Annotated in this window: 15 protein-coding genes and 1 riboswitch; of the genes, 12 read left to right on the top strand and 3 right to left on the bottom strand. The window is 65.4% G+C overall.

The window, feature by feature from the left end:
- Positions 1-1,719: an isovaleryl-CoA dehydrogenase gene (locus QCE69_RS14420; protein WP_309931288.1), complete on the bottom strand. Its 1,719-nt coding sequence runs from the start codon at positions 1,717-1,719 to the stop codon at positions 1-3.
- 119 nt (positions 1,720-1,838) lie between these two features.
- Positions 1,839-2,783, bottom strand: coding sequence for a LysR substrate-binding domain-containing protein (locus tag QCE69_RS14415; RefSeq protein WP_309810676.1), 945 nt, complete (start codon positions 2,781-2,783; stop codon positions 1,839-1,841).
- 129 nt (positions 2,784-2,912) lie between these two features.
- Here QCE69_RS14415 and QCE69_RS14410 point away from each other — a divergent pair, with 129 nt between their 5' ends.
- The 12 genes from QCE69_RS14410 (at position 2,913) to QCE69_RS14355 (ending at position 15,447) form a co-directional block, all read left to right on the top strand.
- Positions 2,913-3,371 carry a CidA/LrgA family protein gene (locus tag QCE69_RS14410; RefSeq protein ID WP_309931286.1) on the top strand — a complete coding sequence of 153 codons (459 nt, stop codon included), beginning with the start codon at positions 2,913-2,915 and terminating at the stop codon, positions 3,369-3,371.
- Positions 3,372-3,388: 17 nt separating this feature from the next.
- Positions 3,389-4,111: an LrgB family protein gene (locus QCE69_RS14405; protein WP_309919095.1), complete on the top strand. Its 723-nt coding sequence runs from the start codon at positions 3,389-3,391 to the stop codon at positions 4,109-4,111.
- Positions 4,112-4,214: 103 nt separating this feature from the next.
- Positions 4,215-4,340, top strand: a riboswitch (S-adenosyl-L-homocysteine riboswitch).
- Positions 4,341-4,372: 32 nt separating this feature from the next.
- Positions 4,373-5,794 carry an adenosylhomocysteinase gene (gene ahcY / locus QCE69_RS14400; protein WP_309810667.1) on the top strand — a complete coding sequence of 474 codons (1,422 nt, stop codon included), beginning with the start codon at positions 4,373-4,375 and terminating at the stop codon, positions 5,792-5,794.
- Between the two features lie 84 nt (positions 5,795-5,878).
- On the top strand, positions 5,879-6,232 hold the full coding sequence (locus tag QCE69_RS14395; protein ID WP_309810664.1) for a phage holin family protein: 354 nt from the start codon (positions 5,879-5,881) through the stop codon (positions 6,230-6,232).
- A 43-nt stretch (positions 6,233-6,275) separates the two neighbouring features.
- Entirely contained in the window at positions 6,276-7,115 is an 840-nt protein-coding gene (gene metF / locus QCE69_RS14390; protein ID WP_309931285.1) for a methylenetetrahydrofolate reductase [NAD(P)H], read from the top strand.
- A gap of 311 nt (positions 7,116-7,426) precedes the next feature.
- Entirely contained in the window at positions 7,427-9,058 is a 1,632-nt protein-coding gene (locus tag QCE69_RS14385) for an ABC transporter substrate-binding protein (RefSeq protein WP_309919087.1), read from the top strand.
- A gap of 130 nt (positions 9,059-9,188) precedes the next feature.
- Positions 9,189-10,199 carry an ABC transporter permease subunit gene (locus QCE69_RS14380; RefSeq protein WP_309919084.1) on the top strand — a complete coding sequence of 337 codons (1,011 nt, stop codon included), beginning with the start codon at positions 9,189-9,191 and terminating at the stop codon, positions 10,197-10,199.
- 13 nt (positions 10,200-10,212) lie between these two features.
- On the top strand, positions 10,213-11,133 hold the full coding sequence (locus tag QCE69_RS14375) for an ABC transporter permease subunit (protein WP_309810653.1): 921 nt from the start codon (positions 10,213-10,215) through the stop codon (positions 11,131-11,133).
- 4 nt (positions 11,134-11,137) lie between these two features.
- Positions 11,138-12,130, top strand: coding sequence for an ABC transporter ATP-binding protein (locus QCE69_RS14370; RefSeq protein WP_309919079.1), 993 nt, complete (start codon positions 11,138-11,140; stop codon positions 12,128-12,130).
- Positions 12,127-13,131, top strand: a complete 1,005-nt coding sequence (locus tag QCE69_RS14365; protein ID WP_309919076.1) for a peptide ABC transporter ATP-binding protein — start codon at positions 12,127-12,129, stop codon at positions 13,129-13,131. Before QCE69_RS14370 ends, QCE69_RS14365 begins: the two co-directional genes overlap by 4 nt.
- A 76-nt stretch (positions 13,132-13,207) precedes the next feature.
- A complete protein-coding gene (locus QCE69_RS14360) occupies positions 13,208-14,299 on the top strand; it encodes a TraB/GumN family protein (protein WP_309931284.1) in 1,092 nt (363 codons plus the stop codon).
- Between the two features lie 131 nt (positions 14,300-14,430).
- On the top strand, positions 14,431-15,447 hold the full coding sequence (locus tag QCE69_RS14355; RefSeq protein ID WP_309931282.1) for a hypothetical protein: 1,017 nt from the start codon (positions 14,431-14,433) through the stop codon (positions 15,445-15,447).
- Here QCE69_RS14355 and QCE69_RS14350 read toward each other — a convergent pair.
- Positions 15,417-16,475 carry a hypothetical protein gene (locus QCE69_RS14350; protein WP_309931280.1) on the bottom strand — a complete coding sequence of 353 codons (1,059 nt, stop codon included), beginning with the start codon at positions 16,473-16,475 and terminating at the stop codon, positions 15,417-15,419. The two genes, QCE69_RS14355 and QCE69_RS14350, sit on opposite strands and share 31 nt — an antisense overlap.
- Positions 16,476-16,479 lie beyond the last annotated feature (4 nt).

Below are 16,479 nucleotides of genomic sequence, written 5' to 3'. Positions count from 1 at the left end.
TCACGCCGCGAAGGCGCGGTTCACGAGCGCGGCGTGATCGAAGCGCGCCGGCAGCGTGCCGTAGACCCGCCCCGTGTCGCCCCGCGCGTCGCCGAGGCGCGTCTCGATGAACGCATCCGCCACTTCCTGCGGCGCATGCCGCGCCAGCAAGACACCCTGCGCGCACAGCGCCAGCTGCTGCGCGATGCGCCGCGCCGATGCCTCGCGCGCCGCCGGATCGCCGGTCAATAGCTTCATCAGCGACGCCAGTGCGCCCGCCAGCGCCGGATGCGCGCTGGCCGTCGCGTTCCAGTCGGCGAGCAGCGCGTGCGCGGCGTCCTGTTCGCGCTCGAACGCGCGCAGCACGTCGAGGCACATCACATTGCCCGAGCCTTCCCAGATCGAGTTGACCGGCGCCTCGCGGTAGAAGCGCGCCATCGGCCCGGTTTCGACGTAACCGTTGCCGCCCCAGACTTCCATCGCCTCGCCGGTGAATTCGAGCGCGCGCTTGCACACCCAGAACTTCGCGGCCGGCGTCACGATGCGCCGCCACGCGCGCGCTTGCGCCGATCCGCCCGGCGCCGTGCTGTCCTCGAACGCGCCCGCGAGACGCATGAACAACACCGTGACCGCTTCGGATTCGAGCGCGAGGTCGGCGAGCACGTTGCGCATCAGCGGCTGATCGACGAGCGGCGCGCCGAACGCGCTGCGGTGCCGCGCGTGGTGGATCGCCTGCACGAGCGCCGCGCGCATCAGCGCCGCGCTGCCGATCACGCAATCGAGCCGCGTGAAGTTCGCCATCTCGATGATGGTCGGCACGCCGCGTCCTTCCTCGCCGATCATCACGCCGTAGGCATCGCGGAACTCCACTTCGCTGCTCGCGTTCGAGCGGTTGCCGAGCTTGTCCTTCAGCCGCTGGACCTCGACCGCGTTCTTGCGGCCATCCGGCTGGAAGCGCGGCACGTAGAAACACGACAGCCCGCCTTGTTCTTCGGTGCGCGCGAGCACGAGATGGGCGTCGCATTGCGGCGCGGAGAAAAACCATTTGTGCCCGATCAGCCGATAGGCGCCGCCGCGTCCCGGCGCGCCCAGCGCATGCGCGCGCGTGCGGTTGCTGCGCACGTCCGAGCCGCCCTGTTTCTCGGTCATGCCCATGCCGATCATCATCGAATGCTTGCCGGCTTCCAGGGGAATGTCGCGCGGATCGTGCTCACGCGACAGCAGCGGCCGGGCAAGCCGCGCGTACAGGTCGGGCTCGTTGCGCAAGACCGGAATGCTGGCGAAGGTCATCGTGATCGGGCAAAGCGAACCCGATTCCAGCTGCCCGTGCAGGAAATACGCGGCGCAGCGCGCGGCCATCGATCCCGGCTGCGCGGACGGCTCGAACGGCATCGCGTGCGCGCCCGCCCGGCGCAGACGCCGCAGCAGTTCGTGCCAGGCCGGATGAAACTCCAGCGCGTCGATGCGTTGACCACGCGGGCTGTGGGTCGAAAGCGCCGGTTCGTGCCGGTTAGCCAGCTCCGCGAGCGCGACGACATCCGGCTGCGTCAGCGCCATGCCATCGTTCGAGAGCGCCTCCGCGTGCCATTGCGCGCCCTCGCGGCGGAGCGCCGCGACGAGCGCGTGATCGAAGGCGAATGCGTCATAGCCGACGAGCGGCTCGACCTGATTGGTGACTTCGTGGGTTTGTTGGAACGGCAGAGCAGCGGTGTCGGATGAGGCGGGCGAAGTCGCGGACATCTTCGGTCTCCTGGGCGCGGCGCGCACCGGACGGGCCGCGCCGGTTGTCGGCGGGCAGGCGCGGTCCCGCTCGACGGATACTCAACAAATCATAGGCTGTGCAGGTTCACCGCGCGCCGCTATTCGGCCGGCTTGCCACGGCGCCCGCGAGAAAATCCGTCGGCCATGAAGTCCTGGTCGAGATTGGCGGGCAGCATCTCGCGCGCCACCTCGATCCACGCGCGCGCCGCATGCGACAGATAGCCGTTGCGACGCCAGCCGAGCGCCATGTCCCAGTGGATCTCCGGCTTGACCACCGGCCGGCACGTAAACGCTTCGGCGTCCAGCCGCCGGCAATACGGCGCCGGCAGCAACGCAATGCCGATGCCGGCCTGCACCAGCGCCGAGATGAAGTCCCAATGCCCGCTGCGCCCGACGATGGTCGGCGCGAAACCCGCGTCGCGGCACGCGGCGAGCACGACATCGTTGAGCGCGAGGCTTTCGCCGTAGAACACGAAGGGTTCGGCGGCGAGATCGGCGAGCGCGACTTCCTGCGCGTCGTCCCAGCGCGAGCCCTTCTGCGCCACCAGCCACAGCAGCTGGCGGCTGACGGGAAGCACGTCGAACAGGTCGGCATCGACGGGTTGCAGCACGCCGCCCAGTTCCAGTTCGCCGTCGAGCAGCGCCGCCTCGATCGCCTTCGAGCCGCGCTCGAACAGCTTCAGTTCGACCTTTGGATACCGTTGCCGGAACGCGGCGATGGCCGGCGTGAACAGCGATCCGCCCATCGGCGGAATGCCGATGGTCAGCGTGCCGCGACCGAAGGTGCCGAGATCGTTCAGTTCGGCTTCCAGACGCGCGTGCGCGGCCAGCACTTCGGCGCCGCGTTGCCAGACGATCTGCCCGACATCGGTGAGCACCATCTGACGGCCTTCGCGCAGCAGCAGCGGCGAGCCGACCTCGTCCTCCAGCGCCTTCACCATCTTGCTGATGGTCGGCTGGGTCACGAACATGTGTTCGGCGGCGGCGGTAAAGCTCTTTTGCTTCACCACTTCGATGAAGTACCGCAAAGCGCGTAGTTCCATCGTCGGCTCCCGGATTCCGGATTGGAATGATTTGAATAAGGTTAAGTCATTTTTATTATGTTTGGGGCGCCCATATACTCGGTCTACAGGTTAACCCTAGTTCAACGCCAAAACCCCGAGAAGACCGCCATGTCCGCCGCCCTCGCCAGCCCCGCCCAAACCCGCAACGCCCGTGGCGCGTTTGGCCGCTTCGTGCGCGTCGCACTGCAATCGACAGTGCTGGCCGCGATCTGGGCCGCCGCGGATTTTGTCGCGCGCAAGTTGTCGCTGCCGGTTCCGGGCGGCGTCGTGGGGCTGGTCGCGCTGCTGGCGCTGTTGTTCTGCGGCGGCATCGCGCCGCGCTGGGTCAAGGCCGGCGCCGACTGGCTGCTGGCGGACATGCTGCTGTTCTTCATCCCGGCCGCCGTCGCGGCGGTCCAGTACGGCGGCCTGTTTCTGGAAGACGGCTGGCGGCTCGCGCTGGTGGTGGTCGGCGGAACGCTGATGGTGATGGTCGCGGTGGCCTTCGCCGTCGATCGCGCCGCGCGTCTCGAGCGGCGTCTCGCATTGCGCCGCGCGCTCGTCACGCGGCACGCCGCCCGCGCCTGAACACCCCGAGCGCCGCCATGAACCACTTCTACGAATCCCTGTTCGCCGACGATTCCGCCCGTCTGATCGCGGCGGGCTGCCTGGTTCTGACCGTGGCGCTGTACTTCGCGGCCAAGCAGCTCTACGCACGCTTCCGGCGTCCGTGGCTCACGCCGCTGCTGGCGGTGCCAGTGGTGCTCGGGATCATCGTCGTGATGGCCCGCATTCCGTACCAGGTCTACTTCGCCGACACGCGCTGGCTCATGTGGCTGCTCGGCCCTGCCACCGTGGCCTTCGCCGTGCCGATCTACGAATACCGCACGCTCATCAAGCGGCACTGGATCTCGCTGACCGTCGGCGTGACGGTCGGCATTCTGGTGGCGGTGGGCGGCTCGCTGGCGCTGGCCAAGCTGCTGCATCTGTCGCCGGAACTGCAGCGCAGCCTCGCAACGCGCTCCGTCTCCACGCCGTTCGCATTGGCCGTGTCGGACAAGATCCATGCGCCCAAGGACCTCACCGCGCTGTTCGTGATCGCCACCGGCGTGTGCGGCATGCTGTTCGGCGAAATCGTGCTGGCGCTCCTGCCGCTGCGCACGCGGCTCGCGCGCGGCGCGCTGTTCGGCGCGGCGGCGCATGGCGTCGGCACGGCGAAGGCGCGTGAGCTCGGCAGCGAGGAAGGCGTCGTCGCGAGCCTGACGATGATGATCGCGGGCGTCGCCATGGTCCTGCTCGCGCCGCTCTTGTCCATCCTTCCTTTCTGATCCCGAAACGCCGCCCGGCAGTCTCGCACCGGCCCGCCAAAAACCCGCTTCGGCGCGCGGCCGTTGCGCCTTCGTCCGACGAGTCTTTGCTACAATCGGCGTTCGCTTCCGAGGAGCGTTGCGACGGGCTTTCAAAACGCCCGCCAGGCTCGGAGCATTCAATCCGGACGGTTCGAAGGCATGTGCAATGCCCCCCAGAGCCCCCGCATTCGAACGGCGCTCACGTCAACATTTCTAGTCTTTTTAGAAAAGGAGGGCGTGATGAACGCCGCAGTTCTCGATTCCAAGGATTCCAAGGATTACGTCGTCGCCGACATGTCGCTGGCCGCATGGGGCCGGAAAGAACTCGACATTGCCGAAACGGAAATGCCGGGTCTCATCCAGACGCGCGAAGAGTACAAGGCGCAGCAGCCGCTGAAGGGCGCGCGCGTCGCCGGTTCGCTGCACATGACCATCCAGACGGGCGTGCTGATCGAAACGCTCACGGCGCTGGGCGCGGACGTGCGCTGGGCATCGTGCAACATCTTCTCGACGCAGGATCACGCCGCCGCCGCGATCGCCGCAGGCGGCACGCCGGTGTTCGCGTTCAAGGGCGAATCGCTCGACGAGTACTGGGAATTTTCGCACCGCATCTTCGAATGGCCGAACGGCGAATTCGCCAACATGATCCTGGACGACGGCGGCGACGCCACGTTGCTGCTGATCCTCGGCGCGAAGGCTGAAAAGGACCGCTCGGTCATCAGCAAGCCGACCAACGAAGAAGAAGTCGCGCTGTACAAGTCCATCGGCAAGCATCTGGATGCCGATCCGACGTGGTATTCCACGCGCCTGTCGCACATCCAGGGCGTGACGGAAGAAACCACCACGGGCGTGCACCGCCTGTATCAGATGGAAAAGGAAGGCCGCCTGCCGTTCCCCGCCATCAACGTCAACGATTCGGTCACGAAGTCGAAGTTCGACAACCTGTATGGCTGCCGTGAATCGCTCGTGGACGGCATCAAGCGCGCCACCGATGTGATGATCGCCGGCAAGGTCGCCGTGGTTGCGGGTTACGGCGACGTGGGCAAGGGCTGCGCGCAGTCGCTGCGCGGTCTGGGCGCCACCGTGTGGGTCACGGAAATCGATCCGATCTGCGCGCTGCAGGCCGCGATGGAAGGCTACCGCGTCGTGACGATGGAATACGCCGCCGACAAGGCCGACATCTTCGTGACCGCCACCGGCAACTATCACGTGATCAACCACGATCACATGAAGGCCATGCGCAACAACGCGATCGTCTGCAACATCGGCCACTTCGACTCCGAAATCGACATCGCCTCGACGCGCCAGTACACCTGGGACAACATCAAGCCGCAGGTCGATCACATCATCTTCCCGGACGGCAAGAAGATCATCATCCTGGCTGAAGGCCGCCTCGTGAACCTCGGCTGCGCAACGGGCCATCCGTCCTTCGTGATGTCGAACTCGTTCACGAACCAGACGCTCGCGCAGATCGAACTGTTCTGCCAGGGCGACAAGTACGAGAACAAGGTCTACGTGCTGCCGAAGCATCTCGACGAGAAGGTCGCGCGCCTGCATCTGGGCCGCATCGGCGCGGAACTGACCGTGCTGTCCGACGAGCAGGCCGGCTATATCGGCGTCGGCAAGAACGGTCCGTTCAAGCCGAACCACTACCGCTATTAACCGCGGGCGGCGACCCGCGTCCGCACCGATGCCCGCGCATCCGTGCGGCGCCCGCGACCTGACGCATCAACCGGAGAATCATCGATGACCGTGCTGCTGACATGGCTGATCAACGCGCTCGCGCTGTTGATCATCACCTATCTCGTGCCGTCGATTCATATTCGCAGTTTCGGCACGGCGCTCATCATCGCTGTGGTGCTGGGGCTCATCAACGCCATCCTGCGCCCGGTCCTCATCCTCCTTACGCTGCCGGTCACGATCCTGACGCTCGGCCTCTTCATCCTCGTGGTGAACGCGCTGTGTTTCTGGTTGTGCTCGTCACTGCTGAAGGGGTTCGAGGTTTCGGGGTTCTGGTCCGCGTTCTTCGGCTCGATCCTGTACAGCATCGTGTCCTGGCTGTTGTCGGCGCTGATTTTCGGCAACCGCAACTTCGGCTGAGTCAGATCGCTCCTGCGTCGCCGCCGCTCGATCCCTTCTCATCATGAAACCGATCGAACTTTCATTCGAGTTTTTCCCGCCGAAGACGCAAGAGGGCGTGGACAAGCTGCGCGCCACCCGCGCCGAACTGAAGACGCTCTCGCCCAAGTTCGTCTCCGTGACTTTCGGTGCGGGCGGCTCCACGCAGCAAGGCACGCTCGATACCGTGCTCGAGATGGCCGCGGAAGGCTTCGAAGCCGCGCCGCATCTGTCGTGCATCGGCTCCTCGAAGGAGAATCTGCGCGCGATCCTCTCGAACTATCGCGGGCACGGCATCCGCCATATCGTCGCGCTGCGCGGCGACCTGCCTTCGGGCATGGGCGAAGTCGGCGAGTTGCGCTATGCGTCGGAACTCGTGGCGTTCATCCGCCAGGAGCACGGCGACTGGTTCAACATCGAAGTGGCCGCATATCCGGAGTTTCATCCGCAATCGAAGTCGCCGCGCGCCGATCTCGAGAACTTCGCCCGCAAGGTGAAGGCGGGCGCGAATTCCGCGATCACGCAGTACTTCTTCAACGCGGACTCGTACTTCAGGTTCGTCGAGGAAGCGCGCAAGCTCGGTGTGGACGTACCCGTGGTGCCGGGCATCATGCCGATCACCAACTTCTCGCAACTGATGCGCTTCTCCGACATGTGCGGCGCCGAAGTGCCGAAATGGGTCGCGCGCCGGCTGGAAAGCTTCGGCGACGACCGCGAGTCGATCCGCGCCTTCGGCGTGGATGTGGTGACGGGGTTGTGCCAGCGTCTCATCGACGGCGGTGCGCCCGGCCTGCATTTCTACACGCTGAACGGCGCGTGGGCCGCGAAGACCGTGTGCGAGCGGCTCGGCTTCAAGAGCGCCTGAGTGTCTGCCTGAGTTTCACTTTCTGCTTTGACCGCGCGGCGTCCGTCGCGCGGTTCTTTCCCTTCCCTTACGAATCTCCTCTTTGCGCATGGACGCGCCAAGGTCTATTACTTGCGCGTATGGTCGATAACCTGCTCTTATCGACCCGCCATCGGCGACAAACTCTAGTGGGGAAAACCAACTACGCAAGCCACTTTTGTTCGTGCTACGGTAGCGCCCGCATTCGCGCAAACGCTTGAAAAAGCACCCGACGCGATCCTATACACTCGCGCTACGCCGGAATGAAAGCCGGCATCGACCTGGAGGAAAACATGAACAAAAACAGCCTGTTGCGAGCGGTCCGCGGACCTGCGCTCGCGGGCGCCATCGCTACGGCGACGCTGTTCGCGGCCACCGTCGCGCACGCCGCGATCCCCAACAAGACGCTGGTGTACTGCTCGGAAGGCAGCCCCGCCGGCTTCGATCCCGCCCAGTACACCACCGGCACCGACTTCACCGCGAACACGTTCACCGTGTACAACCGCCTGGTTGAATTCGAGCGCGGCGGCACGAAGGTCGAGCCGGGTCTCGCCGAGAAATGGGATGTGTCGCCGGATGGCCTGACCTACACGTTCCACCTGCGTCATGGCGTGAAGTTTCAGACGACGTCGTTCTTCAAGCCCACGCGCGAATTCAACGCGGACGACGTGATCTTCACGTTCAACCGCATGCTCGACCCGAACAATCCGTTCCGCAAGGCATACAACGTCCAGTTCCCGTACTTCACCGACCTCGGCATGGACAAGCTGATCTCGAAGATCGAGAAGGTGGATCCGTACACCGTGAAGTTCACGCTGAAGGAAGTCAGCGCGCCGTTCATCCAGAACATGGCGATGGAATACGCATCGATCCTGTCCGCCGAGTACGCGGACAAGCTGCTGAAGGACGGCAAGGCCGCCGACATCAACCAGCAGCCGGTCGGCACGGGCCCGTTCATCTTCCGCAGCTATACGAAGGACGCGACCATCCGCTTCGACGGCAACCCGGACTACTGGAAGCCGAACGCGGTGCAGATCTCGAAGCTGATCTTCTCGATCACGCCGGACGCCGCCGTGCGCGTGCAGAAGCTGAAGAGCAACGAGTGCCAGGTGATGAGCTATCCGCGTCCGGGCGACATCGCGGCGCTGAAGTCGGCATCGAACGTCGATACGCCGTCGCAGGCGGGTTTCAACGAAGGTTATGTTGCGTACAACGTGACCAAGAAGGGCCTCGACAACACCGACGTGCGCCGCGCGCTCGACATGGCGATCAACAAGAAGGCGATCATCGATTCCGTGTATCAGGGCGCGGGCCAGCCGGCCACCGCACCGATGCCGCCCACGCAATGGTCCTATGACAAGAACCTGAAGGGCCAGGCGTACGACACCGCGAAGGCAAAGGCGCTGCTCGCGAAGGCAGGCTTCCCGAACGGCATGGAGATCACGCTGTGGGCGATGCCCGTGCAGCGCGCCTACAACCCGAACGCGCGCCTGATGGCGGAGATGATCCAGGCCGACTGGGCCAAGATCGGCGTGAAGGCGAACATCGTGTCGTACGAGTGGGGCGAGTATCTGAAGCGCGCGCACGCGGGAGAGCATGATGCGCTGCTGATCGGCTGGACCGGCGACAACGGCGATCCCGACAACTGGCTCGGCACGCTGCTCGGCTGCGATGCGGTCAAGGGCAGCAACTTCTCGAAGTGGTGCTACAAGCCGTTCGACGATCTCGTCGTGAAGGGCCGCTCGACCACCGACGTCGCCGCGCGCACCAAGGCCTACACCGACGCCCAGCAGATCTTCGCGCAGCAGCTGCCCTTCTCGCCGATTGCGCACTCGACGGTCTATCAGCCGGTCAGCAAGAAGGTGACGAACATGAAGATCGAGCCGCTTGGCTACGTGCGCTTCGATGGCGTCGGCATGCAATAAGCTTTGCGGCAAGTCTTTGCAGCAGAACGCTTTTTGCACTAAATAACAAGTACAAGGTCCGGCGGCGCGGGTCCACGAGATCCAAGCCGCCGGATACGTTTTTGTCCCCCCAAGACCGAAAAGGGCGATCATGTTCCGATTCGTTTTGCGACGCATAGGCATGGTGATACCGACGTTCATCGGCATCACGATTCTCGCGTTCGCGCTGATCCACCTGATTCCGGGCGACCCCATCGAAGTGATGATGGGCGAGCGCGGCGTGGACCCGGCCATGCACGCCGCAGCCATGAAGCGCCTCGGCCTCGACCAGCCGCTTCCGCTCCAATACCTCACCTATGTCGGGCATGCGCTCAAGGGCGATCTCGGCACCTCGATCATCACCAACACCAGCGTGATGGGCGAGTTCCTCGCACGCTTTCCGGCCACGGTCGAACTGTCGATCTGCGCGATGATCTTCGCGCTCGTCGTCGGCCTGCCGGCGGGTGTCGCGGCGGCGCTGAAACGCGGCACGGTCGTCGATCACGGCGTGATGGGCACCGCGCTCACCGGCTATTCGATGCCGATCTTCTGGTGGGGCTTGATCCTCATCATGTTCTTCTCGGCGAAGCTCGGCTGGACGCCGGTGTCGGGCCGCATCGCGGTGGAATACGACATTCCGCACGTGACCGGCTTCATGCTGATCGACGCGCTGTTCTCATCCGACGAAGGCGCTTTCACCTCGGCCGTGAGCCATCTGATCCTGCCGACCATCGTGCTCGGCACGATTCCGCTGGCAGTGGTCGCGCGCATGACGCGCTCCTCGATGCTCGAAGTGCTGCGCGAGGACTACATCCGTACCGCGCGCGCCAAGGGGCTCTCGCCGTTGCGCGTGGTCATCGTGCATGCGTTGCGCAATGCGCTGATTCCCGTCGTCACGGTGATCGGCCTGCAGGTTGGCACGCTGCTCGCGGGCGCGGTGCTGACCGAGACGCTGTTCTCGTGGCCGGGCGTCGGCAAGTGGCTCATCGACGCCATCTCGCGGCGCGACTATCCCGTCGTGCAGGGCGGCATTCTGATGATCGCGACGCTCGTGATCGTCGTGAATCTGGTCGTGGATCTGCTCTACGGCGTGCTGAATCCGCGCATTCGCCATACGAGGTAATCACGACACGATCATGGCTGACATCCAAAACAATCTCCCCCCGCAAGCGATCACGCCGCCGCCTTCCGGCCGCATGGTGGCCGCCCGCGAATTCTGGGCCAACTTCTCACGCAATCGCGGCGCCGTGGTGGCAGGTTTGATCGTGCTGCTGCTGATCCTGGTCGCGCTGTTCGCGCCGCTGATCGCACCGCATAGCCCGATCGAGCAATATCGCGACTACGTGAAGATCCCGCCCGCGTGGCTCGATGGCGGCAACCGCATGTTCCTGCTCGGCACCGACGAAGCCGGCCGCGACATCCTCTCGCGTCTCATGTACGGCGCTCGGCTGTCGTTCTGGATCGGCTTCGTGTCCGTGGTGCTGGCGCTGATTCCGGGCATCGTGCTCGGTCTCATGGCCGCGTTCTTCCACTGGCTCGACACGCCGATCATGCGCGTCATGGACGTGCTGCTCGCGCTGCCCTCGCTGCTTCTGGCGGTCGCGGTCGTGGCGATCATCGGGCCGGGACTCGTCAACACGATGCTCGCCATCGCCATCGTCGCGCTGCCGGGCTATGTGCGGCTCACGCGCGCCTCCGCGCTCGGCGAGTTGCAGAAGGAATACGTGACGGCTTCGCGCGTGGCCGGCGCGGGCACCGTGCGCCTGATGTTCTCGCAAGTGCTCCCCAACTGCGCGGCGCCGCTGATCGTGCAGGCCACGCTCGGTTTCTCGTCCGCCATTCTCGATGCCGCCGCGCTCGGCTTCCTCGGCCTCGGCGTGCAGCCGCCGGCGGCGGAGTGGGGCGCGATGCTGGCCTCGGCGCGCGACTACATCGAAAGCGCCTGGTGGATCGTCACCATGCCGGGCCTCTCGATTTTGATCTCGGTGCTCGTCATCAATCTCCTGGGCGACGGGCTGCGCGACGCGCTCGATCCGAAACTGAAGCGGATGGGCTGACGACATGAATGACCTTTTGACTATCCGCAATCTGCAGGTGACGTTCGGTGGCACGCAGGCCGTCGATCGCATCGACCTGTCCGTGAAGCCCGGCGAAGTGGTGGGCGTGGTCGGCGAATCCGGCTCGGGAAAAAGCGTCACGATGATGGCGCTGATGGGCCTCATCGACGCGCCCGGCAAGGTCAGCGCCGACCAGGTCACCTTCGACGGCAAGGACTTGCTGAAGGCCTCGGCGCGCGAGCGTCGCAGGATCATCGGCAAGGACATCGCGATGGTGTTCCAGGACGCGCTGACGAGCCTGAACCCGAGCTACACCGTCGGCTATCAGATCAAGGAAGTGCTGAAGCTGCACGAGGGCCTGCGCGGCGACGCGCTGCACAAGCGCGCGGTCGAACTGCTCGACCAGGTCGGCATTCCGGATGCAAAGAGCCGCATCGAGTCGTTCCCGCACCAGATGTCGGGCGGCATGAACCAGCGCGTGATGATCGCGATGGCGGTGGCGTGCAACCCCAAGCTGCTGATCGCCGACGAGCCCACCACCGCGCTCGACGTAACCATCCAGGCGCAGATCATGGAACTGCTCGTGCGCCTGCAGAAGGAACGCGGCATGGCGCTGGTGCTGATCTCGCACGATCTCGCCGTGGTCTCCGAAGTGGCGCAGCGCGTGGCGGTGATGTACGCGGGCGAGATCATCGAAACGAATCACGTGCCGACGATCTTCAGTGAGCCGCATCATCCCTATACCGAAGCGCTGCTCGCCGCGATTCCCGAGCATAGCCGCGGCGCCGCACGGCTGGCGGCGCTGCCGGGCATGGTGCCGGGCAAGGACGATCGCCCGAGCGGCTGTCTGTTTGCGCCGCGCTGCAAGTATGTCGTCGAGGCATGCTGGAAGGGCCGGCCGGACCTGTTCTCGCTCGACAGCAACGATCCGGCGGTGCGCGCGCGCTGCATCAAGCCGTTGAACATCGACGTAGTGGTGGAAGGAGGCGCGCGATGAACGCCGTACCCAAGCAGCTGAATCAGGACATCGTGCTGGCGGCGGACCAGCTTGCGAAACATTACGACGTGAAGCGCAGCGCGTTCCAGCACGGCACGGTGAAGGCGCTGAACGGCGTGTCGTTCGAACTGAAGCGCGGGCATACGCTCGCGGTCGTCGGCGAATCGGGCTGCGGGAAGTCAACGCTCGCCCGTCAGTTGACGATGATCGAAACGCCGACGTCGGGCCGCCTGCTGATCGAAGGCGATGATGTCGCCGGCGCGAGCAAGGCGAAGGTCGCCGAGTTAAGGCAACGCATCCAGATGGTGTTCCAGAACCCGTTCGCTTCGCTGAATCCGCGCAAGACCGTCGAGCAGACGCTCGGCGAACCGCTTGCGATCAACACCAAGCTCAGCGCCACCGAACGCGCCGAGCGCATCGCCCACATGATGCGCACGGTCGGGCTGCGTCCGGAGCATGCGTCGCGCTATCCGCACATGTTCTCCGGCGGACAGCGCCAGCGCGTGGCGATTGCGCGCGCGATGATCCTCGATCCGCAGATCGTCGTCGCGGACGAGCCGGTCTCCGCGCTCGATGTCTCCATCCAGGCGCAGATCCTCAATCTGTTCATGGACCTGCAGGAGCAGTTCGGCACGAGCTATGTGTTCATCTCGCACAATCTCTCGGTGGTCGAGCACATTGCCGACGATGTGATGGTGATGTACTTTGGCGGCATCGCCGAACTCGGCGACAAGGAGACCATCTACGCCCGGCCGCGCCATCCGTACACGCGCGCGCTGATGTCCGCCACGCCCGCGCTGTTCGAGGAAGACCGGCGCATCAAGATCAAGCTGCAGGGCGAAATGCCGTCGCCGCTCAATCCGCCTTCGGGCTGCACGTTCCATCAGCGCTGCCCGTATGCGATCGAACGCTGCCGCGCCGAGGAGCCGAAGCTGCGCGTGGTGGACGGACGGCAGGTGTCGTGTCATCGCGCGGAGGAGGTCGGCGAAGACGAGGGCTGATTTCCCGGTCGGCCCTGCGCGACTTCGCGTTGATTCATGCAGACGAATGGACGGGCCGACACACGAATGTTTTAAGATGTCGGTCGTGCCGGATTCACACGTCAAGCCGCGCTTCTTCCGCGCGGCGTTCGCCCATGCGACAGCCCTTGCGCTGTCGCTCGTGCTGTTTACGGCCGGACTTTGCGTGGCTTCCGACAGTTTTGCCGTCGGCGGTTCGCGCACCCCGCAGGCCGCCGGCGACGCCGGACCGGCCGCCGCGCCTTCCCGGCAAGTATCTCCGCCGCGCACCGACCGCTCGAACGGCACCACGGCAAGCGGCCCGGTCCGCGCGCAGCCGCCGCGCATGCCGTTCTACGTCGCGACCAAGGGCGCCACAACCATTTACGTGCTCGGCACGCTGCACGTCGGTTTCCCGAACGACTATCCGCCCGAGCAACCGTTTCGCGCACGCATACTCGCCGCGCTCGAAGCGTCGCCTACGCTCGCGCTCGAGATTTCCCCCGACGACCTCCTGCTGTCCCAGGAAGACGTGAACCGCTACGGCATGTGCCGCAGCGAGTGCCTGCTCGACTATCTGCCCGATCCGATGTGGCAGCAGGTCGAGACGCGCATGCGCTCGCATCCGGAGGCGCTGAAGCAGTTGCGGCACACGCGGCCGTGGCTGGCGTCGATGCTGATCGAAACCTACGACACGCTCAAGGCCGGTTTCGAAAGCGAGTACGGCACCGAGGCGCAGTTGCAGAACGTCTATCTGCGGGCGCGCGGAAAGATTGTCGGGCTGGAGTCGTTGAACGAACAGATTTCCACCTTCACGCGGCTGACGTCGGCGCAGCAGCGCGAGATGCTCGGACAGGATCTCGTGCAGACGCCGGCCGAGAACATCGCGGATGTAAAGGAACTGCACCGGCTGTGGCGCATCGGCGATGCGGACGCGCTCAAGGCCTGGGACGATGCGAAGTCGAGCAAGCTGGCCAGGAACCGGTCGCTGGCCGCCCAGGTCGACAATCGCGTGGTGTATGAACGCAACCGGCGCTTCGTGCAGCGCATGGTGCAGATGGCGGCGCCGGATAAACCCGTGTTCGTGGCCATCGGGGCATTGCATCTGGGCGGGCCGCGCGGCGTGCTGGAGCTGCTCAGGAAGCGAGGCTTCGTGGTCGAGCCGGCGTGAGGCCGATCCACATCGATTGACGATGCTTCCCCGCGTGACGACACTTCTTCACATGCGCGGTGAGGGAAAGACTCTACACTGCGTCTTTGCTTCCTATCCGCTGCGCCGACCGCGCACACCTGTCTCCACCCGTGCGCACGCCATTGCTGATCCGCTGCTTCATCGCGATGTCATGGGCTATCGCGCTCATCCTCTCATTCATCTTCTCGTTGGCGCCGGCCCGAGCCCGTTCCGGCGATGCCGCGCCGATCTCCGCAAGCGCGGGTCCTCCGCCTGTCGGCGTGCAGGTCAAGATCGAGACCTTCACTGAGCAGGACGCCAGAGCGATCGCGCGCGCCGGCTTCCGTTTTATTCGCCTTGGCGTATGGACGGACCACATGGACGATACCGCCTACATGCAGCGTGTCGCGTCGGCTTTCGACCTCGCGACGCGCGCCAGGCTGCCCGTCCTGCTGACCCTGCGCTCGACCCGTCCGCTGCTGGCATCGGGCGAGACGGGCGGCCGGCTTCTGAACCTCGCCGGCAAGCGTTTCGGCATGCAGGTGCGCGCCGTGGCGCGCACCTATGCGCCCGAACTGATCGGCATCGAGCTGTGGAACGAGCCGGATCTGGACCGCTACTGGCCCACGGGAAACGTCCGCGAGACCTTTGCGCCGTTCATGCACGGCGTCTGCGACGAACTCCGGCGCGCGCCGCTTCACGTTCAAGTGGCGGGCTTCGGCTTTGCGCACGCGCCGCGCCGCGACAATACGGCCGGAGCGCTGCTGGACGCCGTGCTCGCAGCGTCGCCGGGCTGCATCGATACCGTGTCGTATCACGCATACGGAATGACCTCCGCCCAGATCAACGCCACCGCCCGACGTCTGCGCGACCGCTACGGGCTGCCTGCGGCCATCACCGAATGGGGCGCGCCGTCCCGGGGCGCAGTCACGAGCAGCCCGGCAGGGCAGGCAAGCCGCGTCGATGCGTTCGTTGCCGCGCTCGACACACTGAGCGCCTCCCTCGTCTCCCTTTACGAGTGGAAGGACACCGCGCGGGCGGGCAATGAGCGGGAACGCAGTTTCGGCCTCGTCGACGCCGACGGCGCGCCCAAGCCCGCGCTCGCACCGGTGCTCGACTATGTCGGCAAGGCGTCCGGCGGCCGCTGATGCCCGGCATGCAGGGACCGGGCGGCATCGGCCCGGGCAGCGAGCAGGGTCATGCAGAAGAGCGACACGCTCGACAGATGCCGCACGTAGCTGCCGAGATCGGGCTCGAACAGCATTGAAACGGCGATATGCCCCATGACCAGACACGCGAGCACGTCCATGACGGGGTTCGCGTCGGCGATGTGCCGGAAGGGCCGCGCGGATCGCCAGGCGACGATGACGAACACCTGCATGGCGAGGCCGCGCGGATCGGGCGAAAACAGCAGCGGCAGATGCAGCCTCACCACGGCATGGACATAGTCGATACAGAACGCCGCGAAGGAATCCGGCGGCATCAGGTTGTGAAAGCTCGTGCGCGCGCCGAAGGGCGACTGGACCATGAGATAGTCGACCGCCATGTCGCGGGGCAGCAGGAGCGCGGTGTACGCGCCCGACGGCAACAGCAGCAGGGCGAGCACGAGCAGGCCCGCCAGCACGATCCGTCCGCGCCGGCCGGCACGCCGGAACAGCAGCACGGCCGCGGCAGCCGCGCCGATCAGCAGGAAATAGCGGCGCACCAGCAGCGCGTAGACGACATAGGCGCCCACGCCGAACGCCACCGTGAACGCCACGCGCCATCGCGCGAGCGACCACACGATCAGCAGTGAGATCGCCACCACCAGCGTATCTTTCGATGCAACGAACAAGTTGAAGAAGACACAGGGCGCGCCGAGCAGAAGCGCCACCCCCAGCGCCCCGGCATGTCTGGCGCGGGCCAGCATGCACTGGATGAACCCGATGCCAATCGCGACCACGAGGACATCGAGCAGCGTCGGACCGAAGAGCGCAAAAAACTGGCCCACCGCATCGAAGGACGAACCCTCGTAGGTGCTCGCGCCGTCCATCTGCGCCTGGATCTTGTCGGCGTCCCGAAACAGAAAGTCGGGCAGCAGCGACCTGCCCGCCACGAACAGCAGAAGGTACGCGCACGAAGCCAGTCCCGCCAGCCAGGCCGTCACGCCGCGGCTGAGACGGGGACCCGTGAGCATGATC

Source organism: Caballeronia sp. LZ032 (assembly GCF_031451315.1).
In the GTDB taxonomy this organism is placed as follows: Bacteria; Pseudomonadota; Gammaproteobacteria; order Burkholderiales; family Burkholderiaceae; genus Caballeronia.
Note: the sequence above shows the minus strand (reverse complement) of the source record. Positions and strands in the feature narration are given on the sequence as shown.